The organism is Brachyspira sp. G79 (assembly GCF_002379365.1).
Taxonomy (GTDB): domain Bacteria; phylum Spirochaetota; class Brachyspiria; order Brachyspirales; family Brachyspiraceae; genus Brachyspira.
Genome location: NZ_JQIU01000008.1, coordinates 707,382 through 731,448 on the forward strand (window position 1 = coordinate 707,382; position 24,067 = coordinate 731,448).

Annotated in this window: 22 protein-coding genes and 1 pseudogene; 6 read left to right on the top strand and 17 right to left on the bottom strand. The window is 28.8% G+C overall.

Features of this window, described 5'->3' with window-relative positions; genetic code table 11:
- Positions 1–14: 14 nt before the first annotated feature.
- The 8 genes from KQ44_RS04500 to rplI form a co-directional block, all read right to left on the bottom strand.
- Positions 15–1,691 carry a ribulokinase gene (locus KQ44_RS04500; protein ID WP_096736401.1) on the bottom strand — a complete coding sequence of 559 codons (1,677 nt, stop codon included), beginning with the start codon at positions 1,689–1,691 and terminating at the stop codon, positions 15–17.
- Between the two features lie 31 nt (positions 1,692–1,722).
- Positions 1,723–2,907, bottom strand: coding sequence for a multiple monosaccharide ABC transporter permease (gene mmsB / locus KQ44_RS04505; RefSeq protein ID WP_096736402.1), 1,185 nt, complete (start codon positions 2,905–2,907; stop codon positions 1,723–1,725).
- A gap of 47 nt (positions 2,908–2,954) precedes the next feature.
- Positions 2,955–4,484, bottom strand: a complete 1,530-nt coding sequence (locus tag KQ44_RS04510) for a sugar ABC transporter ATP-binding protein (RefSeq protein WP_096736403.1) — start codon at positions 4,482–4,484, stop codon at positions 2,955–2,957.
- 28 nt (positions 4,485–4,512) lie between these two features.
- Positions 4,513–5,589 (bottom strand): multiple monosaccharide ABC transporter substrate-binding protein, encoded by a 1,077-nt coding sequence (chvE, locus tag KQ44_RS04515; protein WP_096736404.1) that lies wholly within the window; start codon positions 5,587–5,589, stop codon positions 4,513–4,515.
- 110 nt (positions 5,590–5,699) lie between these two features.
- On the bottom strand, positions 5,700–6,848 hold the full coding sequence (locus KQ44_RS04520) for an AraC family transcriptional regulator (RefSeq protein ID WP_096736405.1): 1,149 nt from the start codon (positions 6,846–6,848) through the stop codon (positions 5,700–5,702).
- Between the two features lie 137 nt (positions 6,849–6,985).
- Positions 6,986–7,792 (bottom strand): ABC transporter permease, encoded by an 807-nt coding sequence (locus KQ44_RS04525; protein WP_096736406.1) that lies wholly within the window; start codon positions 7,790–7,792, stop codon positions 6,986–6,988.
- Positions 7,793–7,815: 23 nt separating this feature from the next.
- Positions 7,816–9,219 (bottom strand): replicative DNA helicase, encoded by a 1,404-nt coding sequence (gene dnaB, locus KQ44_RS04530; RefSeq protein WP_096736407.1) that lies wholly within the window; start codon positions 9,217–9,219, stop codon positions 7,816–7,818.
- A 37-nt stretch (positions 9,220–9,256) separates the two neighbouring features.
- Positions 9,257–9,775: a 50S ribosomal protein L9 gene (gene rplI, locus KQ44_RS04535; RefSeq protein ID WP_096736408.1), complete on the bottom strand. Its 519-nt coding sequence runs from the start codon at positions 9,773–9,775 to the stop codon at positions 9,257–9,259.
- A 186-nt stretch (positions 9,776–9,961) separates the two neighbouring features.
- On the opposite strand from rplI, the gene KQ44_RS04540 reads away from it, so the two are divergent.
- Positions 9,962–10,477 (top strand): flavodoxin family protein, encoded by a 516-nt coding sequence (locus KQ44_RS04540; protein WP_096736409.1) that lies wholly within the window; start codon positions 9,962–9,964, stop codon positions 10,475–10,477.
- Positions 10,478–10,560: 83 nt separating this feature from the next.
- Here the strand turns inward: KQ44_RS04540 and KQ44_RS04545 are convergent, their stop codons facing one another.
- Together KQ44_RS04545 and KQ44_RS04550 are read right to left on the bottom strand one after the other, a co-directional pair.
- Positions 10,561–11,373 carry a TatD family hydrolase gene (locus KQ44_RS04545; RefSeq protein ID WP_096736410.1) on the bottom strand — a complete coding sequence of 271 codons (813 nt, stop codon included), beginning with the start codon at positions 11,371–11,373 and terminating at the stop codon, positions 10,561–10,563.
- Positions 11,374–11,394: 21 nt separating this feature from the next.
- On the bottom strand, positions 11,395–11,745 hold the full coding sequence (locus KQ44_RS04550; protein ID WP_096736411.1) for a histidine triad nucleotide-binding protein: 351 nt from the start codon (positions 11,743–11,745) through the stop codon (positions 11,395–11,397).
- Positions 11,746–11,920: 175 nt separating this feature from the next.
- Between KQ44_RS04550 and KQ44_RS04555 the strand changes: the two genes are divergently transcribed.
- Complete coding sequence (locus tag KQ44_RS04555) at positions 11,921–12,727, top strand: ZIP family metal transporter (RefSeq protein WP_096736412.1); 807 nt, start codon at positions 11,921–11,923, stop codon at positions 12,725–12,727.
- A 22-nt stretch (positions 12,728–12,749) separates the two neighbouring features.
- A complete protein-coding gene (locus KQ44_RS04560) occupies positions 12,750–13,700 on the top strand; it encodes an alpha/beta hydrolase (RefSeq protein ID WP_096736413.1) in 951 nt (316 codons plus the stop codon).
- A gap of 33 nt (positions 13,701–13,733) precedes the next feature.
- Here KQ44_RS04560 and KQ44_RS04565 read toward each other — a convergent pair.
- The 5 genes and pseudogenes from KQ44_RS04565 to pyrH form a co-directional block, all read right to left on the bottom strand.
- Positions 13,734–14,644: pseudogene (locus KQ44_RS04565) on the bottom strand (Rpn family recombination-promoting nuclease/putative transposase).
- Between the two features lie 64 nt (positions 14,645–14,708).
- Positions 14,709–16,046, bottom strand: coding sequence for an MATE family efflux transporter (locus tag KQ44_RS04570; protein WP_096736414.1), 1,338 nt, complete (start codon positions 16,044–16,046; stop codon positions 14,709–14,711).
- Positions 16,047–16,138: 92 nt separating this feature from the next.
- Complete coding sequence (locus tag KQ44_RS04575) at positions 16,139–17,026, bottom strand: DUF58 domain-containing protein (protein WP_096736415.1); 888 nt, start codon at positions 17,024–17,026, stop codon at positions 16,139–16,141.
- Positions 17,027–17,447: 421 nt separating this feature from the next.
- Positions 17,448–18,464 (bottom strand): flotillin-like protein FloA, encoded by a 1,017-nt coding sequence (gene floA / locus KQ44_RS04580; RefSeq protein ID WP_096736416.1) that lies wholly within the window; start codon positions 18,462–18,464, stop codon positions 17,448–17,450.
- A 23-nt stretch (positions 18,465–18,487) separates the two neighbouring features.
- Positions 18,488–19,192, bottom strand: a complete 705-nt coding sequence (pyrH, locus tag KQ44_RS04585) for a UMP kinase (protein ID WP_096736417.1) — start codon at positions 19,190–19,192, stop codon at positions 18,488–18,490.
- A 444-nt stretch (positions 19,193–19,636) separates the two neighbouring features.
- Between pyrH and rnc the strand changes: the two genes are divergently transcribed.
- The 3 genes from rnc to lexA all read left to right on the top strand — a co-directional run bounded on the left by rnc (position 19,637) and on the right by lexA (position 21,883).
- Positions 19,637–20,377, top strand: a complete 741-nt coding sequence (gene rnc, locus KQ44_RS04590) for a ribonuclease III (protein ID WP_205676548.1) — start codon at positions 19,637–19,639, stop codon at positions 20,375–20,377.
- 50 nt (positions 20,378–20,427) lie between these two features.
- Positions 20,428–21,078 carry a ribulose-phosphate 3-epimerase gene (gene rpe, locus KQ44_RS04595; RefSeq protein WP_096736418.1) on the top strand — a complete coding sequence of 217 codons (651 nt, stop codon included), beginning with the start codon at positions 20,428–20,430 and terminating at the stop codon, positions 21,076–21,078.
- 178 nt (positions 21,079–21,256) lie between these two features.
- Positions 21,257–21,883, top strand: coding sequence for a transcriptional repressor LexA (gene lexA / locus KQ44_RS04600; RefSeq protein ID WP_096736419.1), 627 nt, complete (start codon positions 21,257–21,259; stop codon positions 21,881–21,883).
- A 74-nt stretch (positions 21,884–21,957) separates the two neighbouring features.
- Here lexA and KQ44_RS04605 read toward each other — a convergent pair whose 3' ends face one another.
- Both KQ44_RS04605 and KQ44_RS04610 read right to left on the bottom strand, forming a co-directional pair.
- Positions 21,958–22,455, bottom strand: coding sequence for a YajQ family cyclic di-GMP-binding protein (locus tag KQ44_RS04605; protein ID WP_096736420.1), 498 nt, complete (start codon positions 22,453–22,455; stop codon positions 21,958–21,960).
- Positions 22,456–22,494: 39 nt separating this feature from the next.
- Positions 22,495–24,000, bottom strand: coding sequence for a glycogen/starch synthase (locus tag KQ44_RS04610; protein ID WP_096736421.1), 1,506 nt, complete (start codon positions 23,998–24,000; stop codon positions 22,495–22,497).
- Positions 24,001–24,067 lie beyond the last annotated feature (67 nt).

Consider the following 24,067-nt stretch of genomic DNA (forward strand, 5'->3'; position numbering starts at 1 on the left):
TTATCCTCCACAAATTAATTATTATTAATTAATTTCTCACTAAAATTAGCAAGCTCTTTATATTTTTTGTATAATATTTCATATACTTTTACATTTTCTTCTATAGGCTTATGCACTCTGTCTATTCCAGCAGACAAAGCATTTTGAGCCTCAAAAACACTATCATATAAACCATAAGCCTTAGCCGCAAATACAGCAGCCCCAATAGCAGGAGCCTGATCGCCTTTAGTTACATATATTTCTCTATTTGTAACATCCGCCAATATCTGCATTCCCAATACACTTTTTCTAGCAACACCGCCTATAGCCATAACTTTTTTAATCTCTATACCGCCATCTTCAAAACATTCTATTATAGCCCTAGCTCCATATGCTGTTGACTCTAAAAGCATTTTCATAAAAATAGGAGCATCTACCCCTAATGACATTCCAAATATAGAAGCTTTTAAATTTTGATTAGCAAAAGGAGTTCTCCTTCCATTAATCCAATCCACAGCAAAAGGAGAGTCTTCTGTTGTTTTTATTTTACTAGCCTCTTCTTCTAATAAAGGCAGTATTTTCTTCTCAAACATTTCTGTCTCTTCTTCAGATGTTTTTAATATATTTTTATAAGGCCACATTAACAAACTTCTAAACCAAGAATAATAATCCCCATAAGCAGACTGACCTGCTTCATAACCTATATATCCTTCAACAACAGAACTATCTACCTGACCGCATATTCCTTTTACTAACTTTTCTTCCCCGTTTGGTAAATTTCCAATAGTAACATCGCAGGTGGAAGTACCTATACTTTTTACCAAAACTCCTACATCAACCAAACCGCCTACAGCACCTATATGTGCATCATAAGCTCCTACACATACTAATATACCTTCATTAAGTCCTAATTTATCAGCCCATTCTTTTGTTAAATATCCCTCAATAGTTTCAGTTGAATATGTTTCAATTCCTAATGATTCTCTTATATCGCCTAGTTTAGAATCGAATTTATCAAAGAAACTTCTAGGCGGATATCCTCCCCAGCTTTTATGCCACATGCATTTATGACCTGCTGCACATCTGCTTCTTTTTATAGTGTTTGGATTTGTATTTCCGCATAATACCGCTGTTATCCAATCGCAATGCTCCATAACTGTATACACTGCTTCTTTTACATCTTTATTATTTCTAATCACATGCAAAGTTTTTGCCCAAAACCATTCGGTAGAATAAACTCCTCCAAGATATTGAGTATAATCCACATCATTGCTATGAGAAACTCTGTTAATCTCATCTGCCTCTTTTACTGAAGTATGATCTTTCCAAAGTATAAACATAGCATCGGGATCATCTTTAAACTTTTCACTCATAGCTAAAGGCATTCCGTTTTTATCACATAAACATGGAGTAGAGCCAGTTGTATCTATACATATACCTCTAATCTTTTCAGATACATTATTAAAATTTTTATCAGCCTCTTTAACAGCATTATTAACAGCCTCTGTTAAACTTTCAATATAGTCTAAAGGATGCTGTCTGAATTGGTTTATTTGTTTATTGCAGTAAAGTCCTTTCTTCCACCTTTGATAATAGCTTACATGACTGCCAACAACGTTTCCATCTCTTGCATCTAAGATAACAACTCTAACAGAATCAGAACCAAAATCTGCCCCTAATACATAATGCTCGCCAACATTAAAGTTTTTCATTTTATTTATCTCCAAAATTAATTAGAATATTTTATGCATTTTTCCTTTGTTTTGACAATAAGTCAAATGTAACTGCTCCTAATAAAACTAAACCTTTAACTATCTTTTGTATGTCTGTAGATAACCCAACAAGAGACATACCATTATTTAATATACCCATAGTAAAAGCCCCTACTACAGCACCAATAATAGTGCCTATACCTCCTGAAGTTGCCGCACCTCCTATATAACAAGCTGCTATAGCGTCCATTTCAAAACCGTCACCTGCTTTAGGAGTTGCTGATGCATTTCTTGCTGATAATACTATTCCAGCTATTGCAGATAACAGTCCCATATTGGCATAAACCCAGAAAAATACAAGTTTAGTATTAATACCTGATAATTTAGCTGCTTTAGCATTTCCGCCCAAAGCATATATTTGTCTTCCTGCTATAGTTTTTGTTGTAATAAAATGATATATAGCAATAAGAACTGACATTAATATTAATACAACAGGTATACCGTTATATCTAGCAAGTTTATACAAGAAGAACCATAATATAGCTAATATTACAAAAATAACTATAGCCTGCTGCCATTTTACTACTGTAGGAAAACCATATTTAGCTCTTTCTTTATCTTTTTTAATTACTGATAATATTATAAATACTGTTATTATCAAAGCTATTATTATAGGAACCAAATCTAATTTTACTGTTCCTAATGTAACTTCTATATTAGGTAAAAATCCAATTGCTAAAAAAGTGTAATCTTTAGGCAAAGGACCTTTTGTCTGAGCTTGAAGCATGGTATAAGTTAAACCTCTTCCCATTAACATAGTAGCCAAAGTTACAATAAATGGAGGTATTGATAAAACAGATACGAAAAATCCAACTATAACACCTGATAATGTACCGATAACTATTGCAGCTAAAAATGCAACTGGGGTGGGCATTCCTAAATCAACTACAAATATAGCACTAGTAGCACCGCAAAGGGCAACTATGGAACCTACACCCAAATCTATATTACCAGTTAAAACACATAAAAGCATACCTATTGATAATATAACTATGTAACCATTTTGCATTATTAAATTGTTTATATTAGTAGGAGATGCATTTTTACCTCCTGTAAGAATATAAAATAAAAAGAATATAGCTATAAGTGCTATTATCATGCCGTATTGTTTAATATCAATATTAATATATTTGTTAGCTGTATTTTTTGTATCCATATAAAAATGCCTCCATTTTTTTATATTTTTATTTATTAATTTTATAATTAATTATCTTGAATAATACACTTCATTATATTTACTTGATTAATATCTTCTTTCAACTCACCGACAATTTTTCCATCATTTAATACATATACTCTATCTGACATTCCTATTACTTCAGGCAATTCCGAAGATATTATTATTACAGCTTTACCCATTTTTACCAAATCATTAATAACACAATATATTTCATATTTAGCACCAACATCTATACCTCTGGTAGGTTCATCTAAGATAAGAACATCTGGATTAGAAAGCATCCATTTTGCTAAAACTACCTTTTGCTGATTTCCACCAGATAAAGATCCTACAACCTGATTTATTGAATTAGATTTTAAATTTAATAAATTTTTATATTCATGTGATTTTAATATTTCTTCATTATCATTAACAACACCAAATTTAGAAAAAACATTTTTAAGACTTGCCATTGTCATATTATGTTTTATATCATCTATAAGTACCAAACCATAAGTTTTTCTATCTTCTGAAGTATATGCAATTTTATTATCTATTGCATCTTTAACACTTTTTATAAATACTTCTTTTTCATGAATCTTCATATTTCCGCTAATTCGATCTCCATAAGTCCTTCCAAATATACTCATAGCAAGTTCTGTTCTTCCGCTACCCATTAATCCTGCAATACCAACTACTTCTCCAGCTCTTACGTTTAATGATATATCTTTTAAAACATGTTTATTACCCTTATATACATTCCAATTATTTATTTCAAATATAACTTTACCTATAGGACAATTCTCCCTCTTTGGATATCTATTTGTTAATTCTCTTCCAACCATACCTTTAATTATTGTGTCTTCATCAAAACTATCCTTTCCTTTATGTAAAGTTTGTATACTTTGTCCGTCTCTAATAATAGTTATAGAATCTGCTATATAACTGATTTCATTTAATTTATGAGATATAATAATACAAGTAATACCTTCATTCTTTAACTGTTTAATAATCTCAAGCAAGTTCATACTTTCTTTATCATTAAGAGAAGCTGTAGGTTCATCTAATATTAAAAGTTCTACTTTCTTCGCTAATGCTTTTGATATTTCAACTAATTGCTGCTTGCCCACACCTATAGTATAAATAGGATCCATTACATTTTCATTTTCTAATCCTACAACTTTAAGCATTTCTACAGCTTTTTCTCTGGTTTTATTCCAATCTATGACACCTTTAAAAGAAACCTGTTCATTACCTAAAAATATGTTTTCAGCTATTGAAAGATAAGGTATTAACGCTAATTCCTGCTGTATTATAACTATTCCATTATGCTCACTGTCTTTAATTTTTTTAAACTTACACTTCTCTCCCTTATAGTATATATTACCGCTATAACTACCATAAGGATAAACTCCAGAGAGGACATTCATAAGCGTTGATTTACCTGCCCCATTTTCTCCGCATAGAGCATGTATTTCACCTTTTTTCACCTTTAAATTAACATTATCAAGAGCTTTTACGGATGAAAATTCTTTTGTAATATTTTCCATTACTAAAATATAATCATTATCCATGAATGTCCTCCTAATTTTAATTGGAATATTAATTAACTTGAAGTTGTTCTTCTGTATAATAACCGCTATCAACAATTATGCTTTGGTAATTATTTTTATCAATAGCAATAGGTTCGCATAAATAAGTAGGAACTACTTTTACATTATTATTGTATTGAGTAGTATCATTTATTTCTGGTTCACCGCCTTTTAATACAGCATCAACCATAGCTGCACATTTTTCTGCTAATATTCTAGTATCTTTAAATATAGTCATAGTTTGATGACCTGAAATAATATTTTTTATAGCCATTAATTCAGCATCCTGACCAGATATTAAAGGCCAATCTTCACCAACTTTATATCCTGATGCTTCCAAGGCAGAACGTATACCATAGGCAAATCCGTCAAAAGCACTGCAAGCTATATCTAATTTTTGATTATTATAATAACCAGAAAGATAATTTTCAGCCCATTGCTGTGCTGTTTCCTGAGACCATCTCAATATACAAGTATCCTGAAAACTTGTTCTTCCTGTTTTGCATACTAATACACCATTATCAAGATATGGCTGTAAAACTTCCATTATACCGTTATATAAAAATAAAGCATTATTATCATCTGGAGATCCCATAAAGAACTCTACAGTATAGCTTCTGTTTTCTTGTTTAGCTGTTTCTAAATTTTTAGCTTTTACTATATATTCTGCTATTTTAGTTCCTACACCTTTATTATCAAATGTAGCGTAGTATGAAACAGAATCAGTATCCATCAATAATCTGTCATAAGCTATTACTGGTATACCATTATTTTTTGCCTGATCCAAAACATTTACTAACGCTTGAGAATCTACAGAAGCAACTACCAAACATTTAACACCTTTTGCTATAAAATTTTCGATTTGAGATACCTGAGTTTGAACATCATCTTCAGCAAACTGAATATCAACTGCATATCCTAATTTTTCTAAATTAGCTTTCATATTAGCGGCATCATTTATCCATCTTTCTGATGACTGAGTAGGCATGGCAACACCAACTAAAATTTTATCGCTGTCATTTCCTCCAGAACAAGAAATTATAAAGAACATTAAAGAACAAATGATAATAGATATTTTTTTTATCATAGTTAAGCCCCCAAAATATTTATTTTATTTATATATTTAGACTAGGAAAAAATTGGGGCATTATATACTATAATTATTACTTTTATACTACAAATTTGATTTTTTAAAAATTATTTATTTTTTATACCATATTCATCTCTAAATTTCTTTGGAGTTGTACCAGTCCATTTCTTAAATATTTTTATATAATGACTTTGAGAATAAAAAGAAAAATATTGTGCTATCTCCCCAAAAGAATATTCGTAATATATAAGCATATTTTTTGAAAATGTAATCTTTTCTCTTTGTATATAATCTTTTATCGTAATACCTTCCTGTTTACTAAATACCCTTGAAAGATATTCAGAATTGGTATAAAGTTTTTTTGCTATATCTTTAACAACTATTTTTTTATTAATATTTTTGATAATTATTTCTTTACATTGATTTATTAAATAATTTTTATTGTCTATATGCTCATTATTTTTTTCATTGTATACCAACTGAGTAAAATAAAACTGTGCCTCTCTTTCTATAGATTGTATATGTTCTATTTTGTTAGTATCTTCCAATTTTCTTACAAAGTTATCGCAAATTGAAAAAGAAACTTCTGAAGAAATACCTCCATCTATAGCCGCCCTGCTTGATAAACATATATGACATATAGCTACATTTTTATAAGAACGAATTTTATCCTTAGCCATAACCCCATACTGACCTATAAACTTTTCATCTAAACTCTGCTTTAAACTATTTAAATCTCCATTTCTGATGCTTTCCAATATTCTAAGCTCTCTGTCATAGGGATTATGAAATACATTATTAGAATATGTATTTATATATGTATCAGTAATTTCCTTATTTATTTTATGAATTAATTCTTCATTAATAAAATTATTAATAAGCATTTCATCATAAGATACTTCTGTATTATTATATAAATTATGAATAAATAAAATCTCTTCACAAAATATATCTAGCGGTATCTCTAACATATTTTTAGAATCATTTGATATACTATTTATACAATTAGGACCTACTATGATCTTTTTATCTGATAAAACAATAGAAGAATAAACTATATTATCTCTATCTATACTTAATATAGGATAATCTATATTGGCGTTTACAAGAAGAAAATTCTGAAGTCTTATATCTATAGAATCTTTACAATCTTCATAAATTCCTATAGTTTTTTCTAAAATATTGTTTGAATTATATATTCTTACAGGAGACTGAATCATTTTTAAAATATGGCTGCATATATATTCTATATTCATAGTATATATTTTAGTATATAAATTTATAAATAATATTCAATATGATATAAAAATAAAAACTATTTTTTAATATAACAATCTTTACAAATAAATATATTTTAATACATATTCCATAAAATATAAAAAATAAGCGATGATTACATTCCAAACAATCCAAGTATAGAAACTAAAAGATAGTCAGTAATAAGTATTAGCATAAAACTATAAACCACACTTGTAGTAGTAGCTTTACCTACACCCTCTGCACCACCCGAAGTTCTAAAACCATAAAAACAGGATATAAGCATAACTTCAGCACCAAATATGGTTGATTTAATTAAACTTCCTATAAAATCCCCTAGTGATATAACAGATATGGCACTATCAAAATAATGAATAGGATCACTCCTAAGCACAAATACTGTAACTATAGCTCCTCCCAAAACACCTATAATATCGGCAGAAACTGTGAGCATAGGAAGCGATATAACAGCAGCCCAAAAGCGTGGAACAGCAACATATTCTATAGGATTAGTATATAAAGTTTTCAAAGCATCTAACTGCTCGCTAACCTGCATAGTACCTATTTCAGCTGTAACAGAACTTCCCACCCTTCCTGCAAATATCAAAGCAAGAAGCATAGGCGATAGCTCCTTAACCATAGCCTTACCAACCATAGATCCTACAAACTGAGAAATACCTTTCAATACACTATCAAGTACTACAGCTATCTGTAAAGACATAACCATACCAGTACACAGAACTGTAACAGCAGCAACAACAAATGAATCAACACCCATTCTTACTATCTGCTCTCTTAAAAGTTTAAAAGAGAAAGAAGATCTAAAAGTATATTTAAATACCTCTATAAGAAGAGAAGCAAATTCACCCAAAGTTGCAAGAAAATAGTTTATTTTATTTTTAACGCCTTTTCGTAATTCTATTTTTACATCAAATAATTCCATAATAAAATTACCCCTATAATATATTATGCATCATTACTGTTATTATATATGTTTTCAAATCTGGTTTGATCAGCTATAAAATGAAGCGGTATACCATCATGTATAGCACCATTTCTATGTTTTGCAAGTATTACTTCAACCTGATTAGTTTTGTCATCTATAACTTCATCATCTTTTTCTTCTTTATTAGGCTTTTGTCTATGAAGAAACATAACAATATCCGCGTCCTGTTCTATAGAACCAGATTCCCTAAGGTCTGAAAGTCTGGGTTTGTCCTGTCTCTGTTCAACAGCCCTAGATAACTGAGCCAAAGATATAACAGGCACATTAAGCTCCTTAGCCAATGCCTTAAGCCCTCTTGAAATATCCGCTATTTCCTGCTCTCTTGTACCATTTCTTCTAGTCTGAACGCCAGAATGAATAAGCTGAAGATAATCTACAACTATCAATTTTAAATCAATTTCTTTTCCAGAAGTTTTACTCATCTCAGCAAATCTATACTTCATCTGCCTAGCTATACCACGTATTTCCATTATAGTTAATTGGCTTGAATCATCTATCAAAAGATTAGCCTGAGATAAACTATTAAAAGTCTGTCCTAGTTTAGTCCATTCCTGCTTTTCCAAATCCCCAGACCTTATTCTTGATAAACTAATTCTAGCCTTACTAGCTATTAACCTTTCTACAAGCTGCATTCTGCTCATCTCAAGAGAGAAAAAACCTATACCAAAACCTGTAGTTTCTATATTAGTAATAACATGCTCCACTATATTAAGTGCAAAACTTGTTTTACCTACAGAAGGTCTTGCCGCTAATATAATCAAATCCGAAGGCTGAAAACCATGAGTAATTTTATCAAGAGATATAAAACCAGAAGGAACTCCAGTTACAGTACCTTTATGCTTTTTTCGGCTCTCTATAGTAGTTAAAGCTTCATAAAGCAGCTCCCGTATATGAATAAAATCATTGCTTAATCTTCTTTGAGTAACCTCAAATATTTTTTTCTCAGCAAAATCAGCTATTTCTTTAGTTTCTGCATCCTTTGCCTCATAAGCTGATTTTTGTATATCCTGAGTTGCTGTTATTAAATCTCTAAGTAATGATTTTTCAGCGATAATTTCAGCATAATATTTGGCATTCTGATGAAAAGGCGTACCATCTATTATACGCATTAAATATGCTTCATCATTTTGAATAATTTTTTCAAATAAACCATTTTCTTTAAGATATCTTAAAGTGGTCTCAGCATTAACCGCTATGCCCCTATTATTCATCTCTATGATACTTTCATAAAGCAGTCTATTTCTTTCACTATAAAAATCTGTGGATTTTATTTTGGATAAAGCTGCAGATATAGCCTGAGAGTTTTGAAGCATCGCCCCCAATAGAGACTCTTCAGCCTCTATTGAGCAGGGTGTATTATTCATAAATATTATGCCTATTAATTGATACTAAGCCTTAATTTCAAGCTTGTACTGTTTCAGAAGTATTATTGTTTTCTTCTTTTATTTCCTCTGTTACTTCTACAACTTCTTTATCATCTATATTGACAACTTTAATTTTGATAACAGCATTAACACTGTGATATAATTTTATTTCAACATCAAACTCGCCAAGTTCTTTAATATGTTTTTCCATATGAACATCGCGTTTATTTATATCAATTTCTTTTTCTTTTAAAGCATCAACTATAGTCTGCTGGCTAACAGAACCGTATAATTTACCATTTTCAGCAACTTTCATAGGTATAACTACACTAATATCAACAATTTTACCTTTTAATATTTCAGCTTCCATTTTTCTTTTAGCTCTTTTTTTCTCCAAACTTTTCTGCATTTGAGCTAAAGTTTTTAAATTAGCTGCATTTTTTATTACAGCTATATTTCTTGGAATAAGGTAATTTCTTGCATAGCCGTCTTTTACTTTACATATATCACCTTCATAACCTAATGATATAAAATCTTTTTTTAAGATAACTTCCATTTGCCTTCTCCTTCATATCGCTATTAAATAATATAATAAATTTCTAGTTTACAATTTACATATTATATCATATTACACATATTATAGCAAGTACTTTACAGCCAAATACATCTATATAGTATATTGATTTTTTTTATTCTTATGTTATAATAATTAGAGTATTCTAACATAAGGAGTTAATTTAATATGAAATATTCTATAGTTTATACTAGCAAAAGCGGTAATACAGAAAAATTAGCATTAGCTATAAAAGAATCTGCTAACGGAGAATGTCTACAATGCGTAAAAGCTGATGCAGTAGATGCTAATAAAATTGGTGAATCTGACTTAGTATTTGTAGGTGCTGGAAGTTATAAAGGTACTTGCGATGAGGCTGCTGGTAAGTTTATGCAGACATTAAAAAACAAAAAGGTATTTTTATTTATGACTGTAGGCTATGGTAATAATCAAGAATATTATGATAAAATGCTTAATCCTGCAAAAACTTTCCTAGATTCTTCTAATACATTAGTTGGTACTTATGCTTGTCAAGGTCAATGGATAGACGGACAAAAGAAAAATTTAGAAAACATGCTTGAAAAAGCTGCAACTGATGATGAGAAAAAAGTTGTTCAGGATAAATTAGCTAATTATGACAATGCCATGGGACACCCTAATGCTGATGATTTAAACAAATTGAAAGAAGCTATTAAAACTCTATAATATTTACCCATAAAAATTAACCCTCTATAATAGAAATAGACATATTAATTCTATTACAGAGGGTTTTTATATTTTTATACAAATTAAATTCTATTCAAATCTATAGGAAGCTCCAAAACTCTAACAGTATTTTCTAAAGCTCTTCTCATAATATCTTCACTTTTTTCACCGCTTGCCTCAGCCAATACTTCAACCGTATATGGTATAAATGATGGCTCATTTGCCCTACCCCTTACTTTCTGAGGAGTTAAATACGGAGCATCAGTTTCTATTGTAAACATATCCTTTGGAACATACTTAAAAGCCTCTCTTATAAAATCATTTTTTATATATGTAGATGACCCTGAAAAAGAAAGTATATATCCCAAATCCAAAGCATTTTTTGCATCTTCAACATTTCCACTGAAACAATGAAATATCCCTCTTTTTGGTATATCTGCTTCTCTAAGAATTTTAAAAGTATCTTTAAATGCATTTCTGCTATGTATCAATATAGGAAGGTCTGTATTTTTAGCAGCCTCGCATAAAGCCAAGAAAAACTCACGCTGCTCATTTTTATTTGAATCATCATGATAATAGTCAAGCCCTATTTCACCCACAGCATATATTGACTTATTTTGATTTTTTAATGTTTTTTTATTTAAATTTTTTATTTTTAATTCAAAAGCCTTTAATGTATCCTCATCATTTTCATTTGCATAGTCTGGATAATATCCCATACTAAAAAATACACCCTCAGCATCAGAAAGTATAAACATACGCTCGTCTATGTCATTAGGGTGCACTCCTATATCAACAAAATAAAATATACCTGCCTTATTAGCTCTATCTAAAACTTCTTCTAATTCTTTACTCTTCTTTGATATGTATGTAAGATGGCAATGACTGTCTATCATTATGTTAACTCCAATTATTATTTATTCTTCCAAATTATCGCCTGAAAGTATATGAAAATGCACATGAAATACGCTTTGTCCTGCACCTTTTCCGCAATTATTTATAACTCTGAAAGATTCTAAGTTCTGTTCTTTCGCAACTTCCTTTATAGTTTCTAAAACTTTATTCATCAAAAAATCATCTGTTTCCAATATATTTTTTACATGCGGTTTTGGTACAACAAGCAAATGTATTTTAGCTTTCGGGTTTAAATCCGCAAATACAACACAGTATTCATTTTCTTTTATAAAATTTGAAGGAATCTCTCCTTTAATTATTTTACAGAATATACAGTCTTTATCAAAATATTTATCATCATTATAATTACTCATAAAAAACTCCCATAGAAATATTATAAAATCATTTAATAATATAAACTAAAATAGAAAATTAATCTATATATTATTATACCCTATTTAATAAAAATAAGCTAATTAAAAATTGAAATTAATCTTATTGTGTATATAATATATAAATCAAAAAATTATATTTATTTAAGGTTATAAAATGATGGAAAATATACACCCAGCATTACTTGCATTATTTGGCGGAACTATAACATTTACTTTTACAGCATTAGGCTCAGCACTTGTATTTTTCTTTTCAAAGGAAATCAAACATAAAGTATTTGCTTCTATGTACGGATTTGCGGCAGGAGTTATGATGGCTGCTAGTTTTTGGTCATTGCTTGCTCCTTCTATAGAGCTATCAAAAAATACTAATCTGCCAAATTGGGTTATACCTGCTTTTGGATTTTTATTCGGATCATTTTTTATATGGATGCTAGATAAAATACTTCCTCATATGCATATAATAAATGGAAGCGAACAAAAAGAAGGAACAAACACAAAACTTTCAAAAAATATACTTCTATTCTTAGCAGTAACTTTGCATAATATACCAGAAGGTTTGGCTGTAGGAATAACATTTGGAGCTTTCTCTATAGGAAATTCTGATGTAACTTTTAATGCTGCTTTGGTATTAGCATTGGCTATAGGTTTGCAGAACTTTCCAGAGGGAGCTGCAGTATCTCTTCCTCTTAAAACAAATGGTGTATCAAATATAAAATCTTTCCTATTCGGTGCTATATCTGGAATAGTAGAACCCATTGCTGCTGTTATAGGTGCTTTGGCTGTTACTAAACTTACACTTATACTTCCTATAGCATTATCTTTTTCTGCTGGTGCTATGATATACGTTGTTGTAGAAGAGCTTGTACCTGAGGCTGTAGCTGAGGAACATAATCACTTTGGGGTATTTGGTTTTATAATTGGTTTTACTGTGATGATGGTTCTTGATGTAGCTTTAGGGTAAAATTTATAAAAAGGATTATTTTATGATAATAGTATTATATGTGATACTATCTGTAATAATTATAACTGCCTTAATTCTAATAATCATAGCAAATCATTTTGTAAATAAACTCCTTATAAAAACTAATAAAAAACTTTTTGAAAGAAAAGAAAAAACAAAAGAAGAAGATGAAGAAAAAAAATTAATAAAAGAAAAAAGAAAAATATGGTTTGAAGAAAATCAAAAAGATGTATACACAGTTTCAAGTGATAATTTAAAACTTCATGCTCATTTAATAAATAATAACAGCAATGTATATATAATAATAGTTCATCCATATGAAGGCAGAGGTTCTTATATGAAATATTTTATGGAAAAATTTTATAATATGGGATTTAATGTACTTGCTATAGATTTAAGAAGTCATGGAGAAAGTGAAGGAAAAATATATTCATTAGGATATTTAGAGAGGCTTGATGTATTAGCTTGGATTAAGTATATCAATAATAATTATAATAATGCTAAAATTATTCTATACGGAATTTCAATGGGAGCAAATGCTGTTATGATGTGCAGTTGTGAAAATTTAAATGAAGATTCAAATAAAGATTTAAATAATGTAAAAGCAATTATAGAAGATGCAGGATTCACGAATGCATATGAACAGTTAAAAGAAAGACTTGATATAGCATATAAATTTTCTTTTCTTCCAATAGTAGAATTAACTTCCATAATGGCAAAAATCAGACTTAGGTTTTCATTTGATGATATTAATGTTCAAAAAAGCGTATCAAAATCAAAAGTACCTATACTCTTTATACATGGCGATAAAGATGAGTTAGTAAATTGTGATATGGTACATAAACTTTATAATTCATGCTCTTCAGAAAAAGAAAAGCTAATAATTAAAAACGGCGGGCATATATCAGCAGTAATGAAAAATGAAAGTTTATACTGGAATACTATTAATAATTTTATAAATAAATATATTTAATTAATAGTTTTGTATATTAAATAGTTTTATGAATTATAACTCTTCTATCTCCTTTATACTAAGTCCAGTAATATCGCTTATCAGTGATAAATCTATATTTTTATTTTTCATATTTTTTGCAGTTAATATTTGATTTTCTTTTATACCTTTCTCTATACCTTTCTCTATACCTTTCTCTATACCTTTCTCTATACCTTTCTCTATACCTTTTTGAAACCTTCTTCAATGCCTAATCTTCTTTCTTCTTCTAACATTATTTGATTACCATATAGATAAGCCTCTCTTTTATCGTATTCATTCATCATTAGTCTATCTTTAATAAAGTTATTGTATCTTCTTTGTACTTCTTCCATTATAGGTTTTTCTTTAACTAATTCTGACATAATTACCTCCCTATTATCTTTTTCTTTTATAGTAAAAAATTTAAGCCAACAATTTAAATTAGGCTCAAGCAAATTATATTTAAACTTCTTTAATTCTATTATATGTATTTGCAAATGATCCGTTAATAATCTTTTATTTTTAGTGTCATAAATCATATAGCAGGAATGTATACAGTCATTATCATCTAAATTGAAATTAAGCAAATTTATACTAATTACGGGAGTTAAAGCATCATACTTTTCACCCTGCTTTAAAAGTCTGCTGTAATTAGAAGCCCAATAATATAATATGCGTTCTGGAAATCTTGAATTGCCTTGAAGCTGAATCTCTATTATAACAACTGTTCCATTTTGTGTAATACATTTAACGTCAACGATACTTTCTTTATCATCATAATTTTCTTTATAGTTAAAAGGTGTCAAAATCTCTACACTTCTAAAAGTTTTCATATTAGCATCAAGCATTGTAGAATTAATAAAATCAAGTAATATAAAATTACTATCTTTAGATGAGAATAAATATCTCACAAAATAATCATTTAATACATTAATATCTCTCATGATATTATTATACTAAAATTAATTATAAATGTAAAGCAGTATAATTTTTATAAATAGAAGTCTATCATTTTTTCATTTTAAAAGCGTACTTATGAAAATAAATACAACTAGGAATTATACCTATAGCCCAGCCAACTGGATTAGCAAACCATATACCAACATATCCAAAAGGTATAGATAAAAATACAGAGCCTCCTACCTTAATAATAAGCTCCGCTATTCCAGACATTAGAGGAATAAAAGCATTTCCTATAGCTCTTATAGAATTATTATATAAAAGTATTATAGCCAAAAACGGATAAAATAATGATGATATTCTTAAATAGCCTCGGCATATATCTTTTATCGTATCTATATACATATCATTCTTTGATATAAAAAGTTCTATTAAATGATCTCCAAACAAAAATATAATAACAGCTGCTAATATACTTAAAGAGAGAGAAAGTATTATTATACTTTTAAAACCTTCTTTAATCCTTTCAAATTTACGAGCTCCGAAATTTTGTGCCACATAAACAGCAAAAGCCTCTGATATAACAAAATAAGCCATAGACGCAAACTGACTTATTCTGTTTCCAGTAGTATATGATGCCACAACATTAGTACCAAAAGTATTAACTACTCCGCTTATAATCATCTCACCAATAGATAAAAATACAGCCTGAATACTCATAGAAAAACCTATTTTTATTATCATAAATAAATTATCAAAATCAAAAACTCTGTCATCTTTATTTAATTTTAACATAGGAAATTTTTTTATGATATATAATACGCTTAAAAAAGCAGAAATCATCTGGGATATTACTGTAGCTATAGCAACTCCTGCCACATTCATATTCAATAAAGCAACAAATACCAAATCTAATATAATATTAACAATAGTTGTAAGTATAAGAAAATATAAAGGTGTCTTGCTGTCGCCTAAAGCTCTTAATATACTTGCAGCTCCGTTATAAATAAGCTGGCCAAATGATAAGCCAACACATATTTGCAAATAGAGCACCGAATTATTTATAATATCATCAGGAGTTTTTAATAATACCATAAGAGGTCTTGAAAAAAATAAGCCTAATATTAATAATATAACAGAACTAAATAATGTAACATATATAGAGTTTAAAAAAGTTCTTTTAAGCATAGTATCATTTTTAGCCCCAAAGAACTGACCCATTACTATAGAAAATGCATTGGTAAATCCTATAGCAAATGATAAAAAGAAAAACATAGTTGAAGTAGTAGCACCTATTGCAGCCAAAGCCCTAGAACCTACAAACTTACCTATTATAATTGTATCTGCAACTCCATAAAACTGCTGAAATATTCCTCCTACAAGCATAGGTATGGAGAAATATATTATAGTTTTGAACGGACTTCCAACCGTCATATCTTTTGTCATAATAAAACTCTAAAAAAATATAGAGAATATTATATATTATTAATAAAAAATAAAAATAGATTAATATTATAAATAATATAAAAAAATAAAAATTATCTTCTTCTCTTAACAAAAAACTTCATAACTTCAGTAACATAATCACTAGAAGTATCTAAAACTATTTTTTCTATAGAATTTTTTTTAAGGAAATTAAGCCTATCTTCCATAATATTATTTTGTTCATTAAAATACTCTTCTCTTATACGTTTATTAGACATGTCAAAGTAAACATAATCTTCATTTTCTAAATCGGATAATACCAAAGTGCCTCCCAAATTAGGAAGATTATATTCCAAATCATCATTAACCAAGCATACAATAAAATCATGGCGTTTTCTTGTAATATCTATTTCTTTTTTAGGCAAATCAGCACAAGCATCGGTTATTAAAAATGTTATGCTGTCTCTTTTTTGTATTCGGTTAAAATATTCTAAAGCATTTGCTATATTTGTATTTGCACTTTTAGGTTCAAACTCTATAAGCTCTCTTATTATTCTAAGTACATGATTTCTGCCTTTGTTTAAAGGAATAAATTTTTCTACTGTATCGGTAAATATTAAAAGCCCAACTTTATCATTATTTTTTAAAGCTGAAAAACTAAGCAAAGCACTAAGCTCTACAATCAAATTATGCTTTGTTTTTGTAAACCCAAAATCAGTGGAAGCAGAAAAATCAGCAAGTATTATAACGCTTAATTCCCTCTCTTCTCTGAAACGTTTAATAAAAGGTTCATTATATCTTGCACTTACCTTCCAATCCATAGCCCTAACATCATCACCAACAGTATATTTTCTCACTTCATCAAACTCTATACCCTGTCCCTTAAAAGCGGAGTGATACTGTCCTGCAAAATATGAGTTAACTATTTTTGAAGTTTTTATCTCTATTTGTCTTACCGATTTTAATAATTCGGAAGTTGTCATATTATTATTTGTAAACATATGTAACCTATTTTTTAAATATTTATTATGGATTAATATTATATTATCAGAGAATAAAAAACAATACTATTATAAGGCATTATTATTTTAATAAAAATAGCAGACTTGTTGCAAAACTAATTTTATTTATTATAAAGGGAACAACCTCCGCAAAACATACAGTCGTGCCGCACCATCTTCTTTTGAAATCCGCTATGCGTGCCGTAGTCAAGCGAAAGACTGCATGTTTATATATTAAAATGATAGTGTATACAACATGTAAAACATTTTGTCTGTAATTTTAAAATAAATAACTTTATACTCAATCTTGTCAAGTAGTTTTGAAACAAGTCTAATCTTTATATATGTAAAAAGGAGCTTTATATTAAAAGCCCCTTTCATTTATAAAATTTTATTAAAACTAACCCATTAAATTATTTACTTATTGTTTTGTAGGCTGTGAATTATTATTTTTGCTCATTGAATCCATACCAGATATACTGTAACGCATTTCAGTATCAGCCATAATATTTTTCATATTATAATAATCAAGCACCCCAATATTTCCTTTTTTAAGTGCCTCAGCAATAGCAAGAGGAAGCTGAGATTCTGCCTCTACAACTTTAGCTTTCATCTCTTCAACTTGGGCACGCATTTCCTGTTCACGTGCTATAGCCATAACTCTTCTCTCTTCAGCTTTAGCCTGAGCAATCTTTTTGTCAGCCTCAGCTTGGTCAATCTGTAAGAAAGCACCAATATTGCTTCCAACATCAACATCAGCAATATCAATAGAAAGTATCTCAAAAGCAGTGCCAGAATCAAGACCTTTAGCAAGTACAACCTGAGAAATTCTATCTGGATTTTCTAAAACTTCCTTGTGAGAAGAAGAACTACCTATAGTGGTAACAATACCCTCACCTACTCTAGCAATAATAGTTTCCTCTCCAGCTCCGCCAACAAGACGGTTAATATTTGTTCTAACAGTAACCCTAGCAGTAGCCTTTACTTGTATACCATCTTTAGCAACAGCAGCAATTAAAGGAGTAGCTATAACTCTAGGCGAAACAGAAGTTCTTATAGCATCAACTAAATCTCTTCCAGCCAAATCTATAGCAGCAGCACGCTCAAAACTTAAATCCAAAGAAGCCTTATCCGCAGCAATCAAAGCGTCAGCAACAGCAGTAGGATTTCCCCCCGCTAAATAATGTGCCTCAAGCTCATTTGTACCTATTTTTAAACCTGCTTTCCATAGTTTTATTTGATTTAATACTATAAGCGAAGGATTAACTCTTCTAAGACGCATAGTAATTAATGTTATCATATTTATTCTTACACCAGAAAACAAAGCTGTAATCCAAAGTCCCATAGGGAAAAAATGTAAGAAAATAAATAAAAGTATCAGTATTACAACAATACCAACAAACATAGGAATAACTGGAATATACCCAAAATCAAACATATACAAACCTCCTAAAAATATTATTAATTATGTACATAAGTTCCTATATCTTCTCCAGAAATAGCCTTAGTAATATTTCCTTTTTCATTCATGTTAAATACTCTTATAGGCATGTCATTATCATTAGCCATAGCAAAAGCTGTCATATCCATAACACGAAGATTTTGACTAATAGCTTCTCTAAAAGTAATATCTTTATACATTTTGGCATCTTTATTTACTCTAGGGTCTTTATCATAAACTCCATCAACATTAGTACCTTTTAATACTATAGAAGCACCTATCTCCAAAGACCTTAATATAGCAGTACTGTCAGTTGTGAAATAAGGATTTGAAGTGCCTCCTGCTATTATCAAAACATTCCCGCGTTCTAGTATACGAATAGCTTTATCTCTCTCAAACCCCTCTATCATACCTTCTATATTAAAAGCGGATAATATTTGAGTAGGCGTTCCTGCTGCCATAAACCTGTCTTTTAAAGCTATGGCGTTCATAATAGTGGCAAGCATACCCATAGAATCAGCTGTAGCCCTCACCATTCCAGTTTTATTTGATAACTGCATTCCTCTAAATATATTACCTCCGCCCACAACAACTGCTATTTGTGTATCATTTCCAGCAGCTTTCATCTCTAATGCTATTCTGTCAACAACATTATTATCAATACCGTATTCTTTCTCTCCAAGCAGTGCTTCACCCGATATCTTAAGCAACACTCTTTTTTCCATCAATTGACCTCTTCATTTTTGATATTAGATATTTTCTATATTATACTATTTTTTTTACATATAATCAAGATTAAATAATTTATATAATATAAAATATTTAAAATATATCTGATAATAGCCATATTTCAAAACCAATTTTATTTATAATTGTGTATGCTAAATTTGCAACTGTAGTAATCCTATTATTCTAAAGTATTGAAAAAAGTAGAAAAAACTGCATTTTGCCATATTGAATACGTATTTTATACAACATATAAAACATAATCTTTATAAGTTAAAATCAAATAATTTTATATATAATCTGTAAAGTACTTTTGAAAAATATATAATATAAGTTCTATAATTAAATATTTATTTTCAAATTTATAAAAAAATAATAATATTTTCTTGACTGTATTTTTTTTCATTGTATCATAATGGCTATATTGTTAGGCAGAATGTATTATGAACATTATAAATATAGAAGAAATTTTAAATAATTGTCAAACGGCTATAAAATATGAGTTTAGAAATAAGTCTTATCTTTTAGAGGCTATTACTCATAGAACTTATGCCAATGAATCAAAAAATAAAATGAAATATAATCAAAGGCTTGAGTTTTTGGGAGACTCTGTTCTTTCTCTTATTATATCAGATTATTTGTTTAAAAAATACAATACAAGTAAAGAGGGCTTGCTTTCCAAAGTAAAATCATCTTTGGTTTCTCAAAAAAGTTTAGCTGATATTTCAAAAGAATTAAAACTTGGAGATTTTCTTCTTTTAGGACATGGAGAAGAGGTTTCAGGAGGACGCTATAGAGATAATATGCTTGAAGATTTATTTGAGGCAATAGTAGGTGCTATATATTTGGATTCTGGTATTAATAATGCTGCTAAATTTGTTATGGCGGCATATAAAAATAGACTTACTAACCTTGATATAGAAAATTTTGATAAAGACTATAAGACTATATTTCAAGAACTTATACAAAAAAAACATAAAACAAGCCCAGTATATAAATCGTATGAATATCATGATGAAAATAATCATGAGATGTTTAAAGCAGAAGTTTATGTCAATGATAAAAACTTTTCTTCTGGAATAGGAAAAAGCAAAAAAGAAGCGGAAACTGAAGCTGCTAAAAAAGCATTAGAAAATATAGAAAGAGTAAGCAGAACAATAAAGAAAAATAAACAAAATAAATAATAATATAATTTTAATAAATTCTTAATAAAAATACAATATAAGGAAAATATATGAATAAAATTATGATAGCACCTTCAATATTAACTTCTTCATTTTTAAATTTGGAAAGTGTGATAAAAGAACTAGAAGAAGTTGAAAGCGATTATCTTCATTTGGATATAATGGACGGAGTATTTGTTCCTCAAATTACTTTTGGTGCTAAAATAGTTTCTGATATAAAAAAATCAAGCAGTATTCCGCTTGACGTTCATCTTATGATAGTAAATCCAGAAAAACATATTGATGATTTTGCCAAAGCTGGTGCTGATATTATAAGTGTGCATTATGAAGGAAATATTCATATACATAAAATTATTCATCAAATAAAATCGTATAATATAAAAGCAGGTATTGTACTTAATCCGCATACTAGAGTTGATGTTATAGAGCCTATTATAGAGGATATTGATTATGTTCTTATTATGAGCGTAAATCCGGGATTTGGGGGACAGAAGTTTATAGAATCATCTGTAAAAAAAATAAGAGAAGCTAAAAAATTGATTAGTAATAGAGATATAATTCTTGCAGTAGACGGAGGAGTTAATCTTAATACATGTAATATAGTAATAGAAGCAGGAGCAAATTTTCTTGTGGCAGGAAGTGCAATAATTGACAGCGATAATAAAAAAGATACTATTAATAAACTTAGGGGAAATAAATAATTTAAATAATTATATTCAAAAATTATTTTTATAAAAATATTTGTATTTAATATATTATTATAATATTAAATTTTATAATATTCTATAAAAATATTATTTTTTTCACATTATAACTTGACATCATATTTTTATATAGTATAATAACAAATACTACATGTAAATATAAAGAGGTATAAATATGACTGAATTAACTGACAAACAAAGAGATATTTTTAATTTTTTGCAAAGATTTACCAATGAAAATGGATATCCGCCAACAGTAAAAGAAATTATGGTTCATTTTAACTTCGCTTCACCAACAGCAGTAACGACACATCTTACAGCCTTAGAAAAAAAGGGATACGTAAAAAAAACTGGTAAAAGAGCAAGAGGAAGTGTACCTATAGATACATCAGAAAAAGGCAATCATAATATGGTAAGAATACCGCTTTTATCAAATGAAGTTAAAGCAGGTCTTTTAATGGACGTAGCTGATGAAACTGTAGAAGAAACATACTCTCTGCCAAAATCAATAGCTCAAGATGAAGGTAATTTCCTTATGAAAGTTATGGGTGATTCTATGATAAATGCTCACATAAAAGAAGGAGATATGGTATTAGTACACCCAACTAATCAGGCTGATAACGGAGATATAGTAGTAGCAAAAATTGATGATAATGGAAATGAAGAGATAACAATCAAAAGATTTTTCAGAGAAAAAGACCATATAAAACTTATGCCAGAAAATAAGAATTATCAGCCTATAATAAAAGAAAGTATTTCTTTAGTAGGAAAAGTTGTAGGACTTATAAGGTTAAAAGTATGATTACATATATTGTGAAAAAAGAGGGATTTATAAATCCCTCTTTTTATTGCATAATAATTATATAAAAAAATTAATTATCTATAATTTGTAAACTGCAAAGGTATAGGATAATCTTTACCTTTAAGCATTGTTATTACAGACTGCAAATCATCTTTTTTAGCCCCAGACACCCTTACCTGCTCATCTTGTATACTCGCTTGCACTTTTAATTTCATATCTTTAATATCTTTTACTATCTGTTTAGCCAAATCTTTGTCTATACCATGCACTATTTCATTAATCTCTCTAACTGCATCACCTGCTGCTTTTTCTTTTTTCTTTTCTCTAAGGCATTTTTGATTTAAGCCCCTTTTAATAAATTTCTGAAATAGAATATCTTTTACCTGATTAAGTACAAAATCTGCAGGGGCAACTATAGTAATAGTTTTTTCTCCTTTATTGAGTTCAATCTGTATATTTTGTCCCTTAAAATCAAATCTATTATCTATTTCCTTAGTAGCAACATTAACGCAGTCATCAATAACCTGCATATCAACCTCAGAAACTATATCAAAACTTGGATCTTTTGCCATAATTAACTCCTTTGTAAATTTGTAAATTTAATTTTTCTATTATTTATTACTTAACAATTTTTTGTAAAGTTTAGTATATTCCAAAGCACATTTATGAAGCGAATAATCTTTACTCATAGCATTAGCCACTAATTTATCCCATATATCTTTTTTATTATAATATAAATCAAAAGCTAAATCCATAGTGTGAACAAAACTTTTAATACAATATTCATTAAATACAAACCCAGTTGCTTTATTAGCAGTTTTTATCCCATTATAATTTATAACAGTATCTTTAAGCCCGCCTACCGAATGCACTATAGGAATACTTCCATATTTCATACTGTATATCTGATTAAGTCCGCAAGGCTCAAATCTGCTTGGCATCAAATACATATCGCTTCCTGCTGTAAGTCTATGTGCTAATGATTCATCAAAAGTAAATAATACCTTTATATTTTTTGCTCTGACAGCTCTATCAATAAAATCTTCTTCAAAATCTTTAAAATAATTATTCTTACTAAAAAGAAAAATAAAATTAGCATTATAAGTAGAAATCTCAAAAAAAGACTGGTATATCAAATCAAGCCCTTTCTGCGGGTCAAACCTAGAAATCATAGTTACAAGAGGACAAGATTTATTAACAAAACCAAACTCTTTATATAATGAATTTCTTATAATTTTTTTCTTTGAAAAAGTATTTATATCATAATTATTTTTTATATATTTGTCTGTTTTAGGGTCCCAATCTTTATCATGACCACCGTTAAGTATACCGTATAATTTTGAAGATAAATCAGAAAGTAAATTATTAAGACCGCATCCAAACTCTTCTCCCTGTATCTCTTTAGCATATGATGGGCTTACAGTTGTAACGATATCAGATAGTATAATTCCAGACTTTATAAAACTAACATTGCCGTAAAACTCCAATCTGCTATGTACAAAAAACTTCCAAGAAACATTTAATAGACCGTAAATATCAACAGAAAAATTACCTTGATATGCCAAATTATGTATAGTAAAAATTACTTTTAATTTTTTTAATGCTTCCTCTCCATTAAATACTTCTTTTATATATAAAGCTATCAAAGCAGTCTGCCAATCATGTATATGTACTATATCTAGTTTAAAATTTTCTTTTTCATATAAATATATTATAAGTTTAACAGCCGCTTTTGAAAACAATATAAATCTGCTTGCATTATCATTATAATCAATACCATTTTCTGAATAAATACCATTTCTTTTAAATGAATTATCTTCTTTTATGAAATAAACATTTATATCATCATTATTAGGATGCTTAATTCTAACAATATCAACTTTGATTATATTTTTACCATGTTCTATTTCTAATGTAGTTAATATATCTTTTTTGTTTATGAGTTTATAATTTTGTTTATATAATGGTATAATCAAGGAAACATTAATATTTAAAGTCTTTCCAGTATTCATAGTATTTATAGAAGAAAGCTCCAAAGGCAGACTTCCTGCAATATCACCTAGCCCTCCCGTTTTAGAAAATGGATAGGCTTCGCTAGATACCATAAATATATTCATAATATAATTCCATATAATAAAAAAGTTTTCACTATAATATAGTTATATATCTTTTACGCCTAAAAAT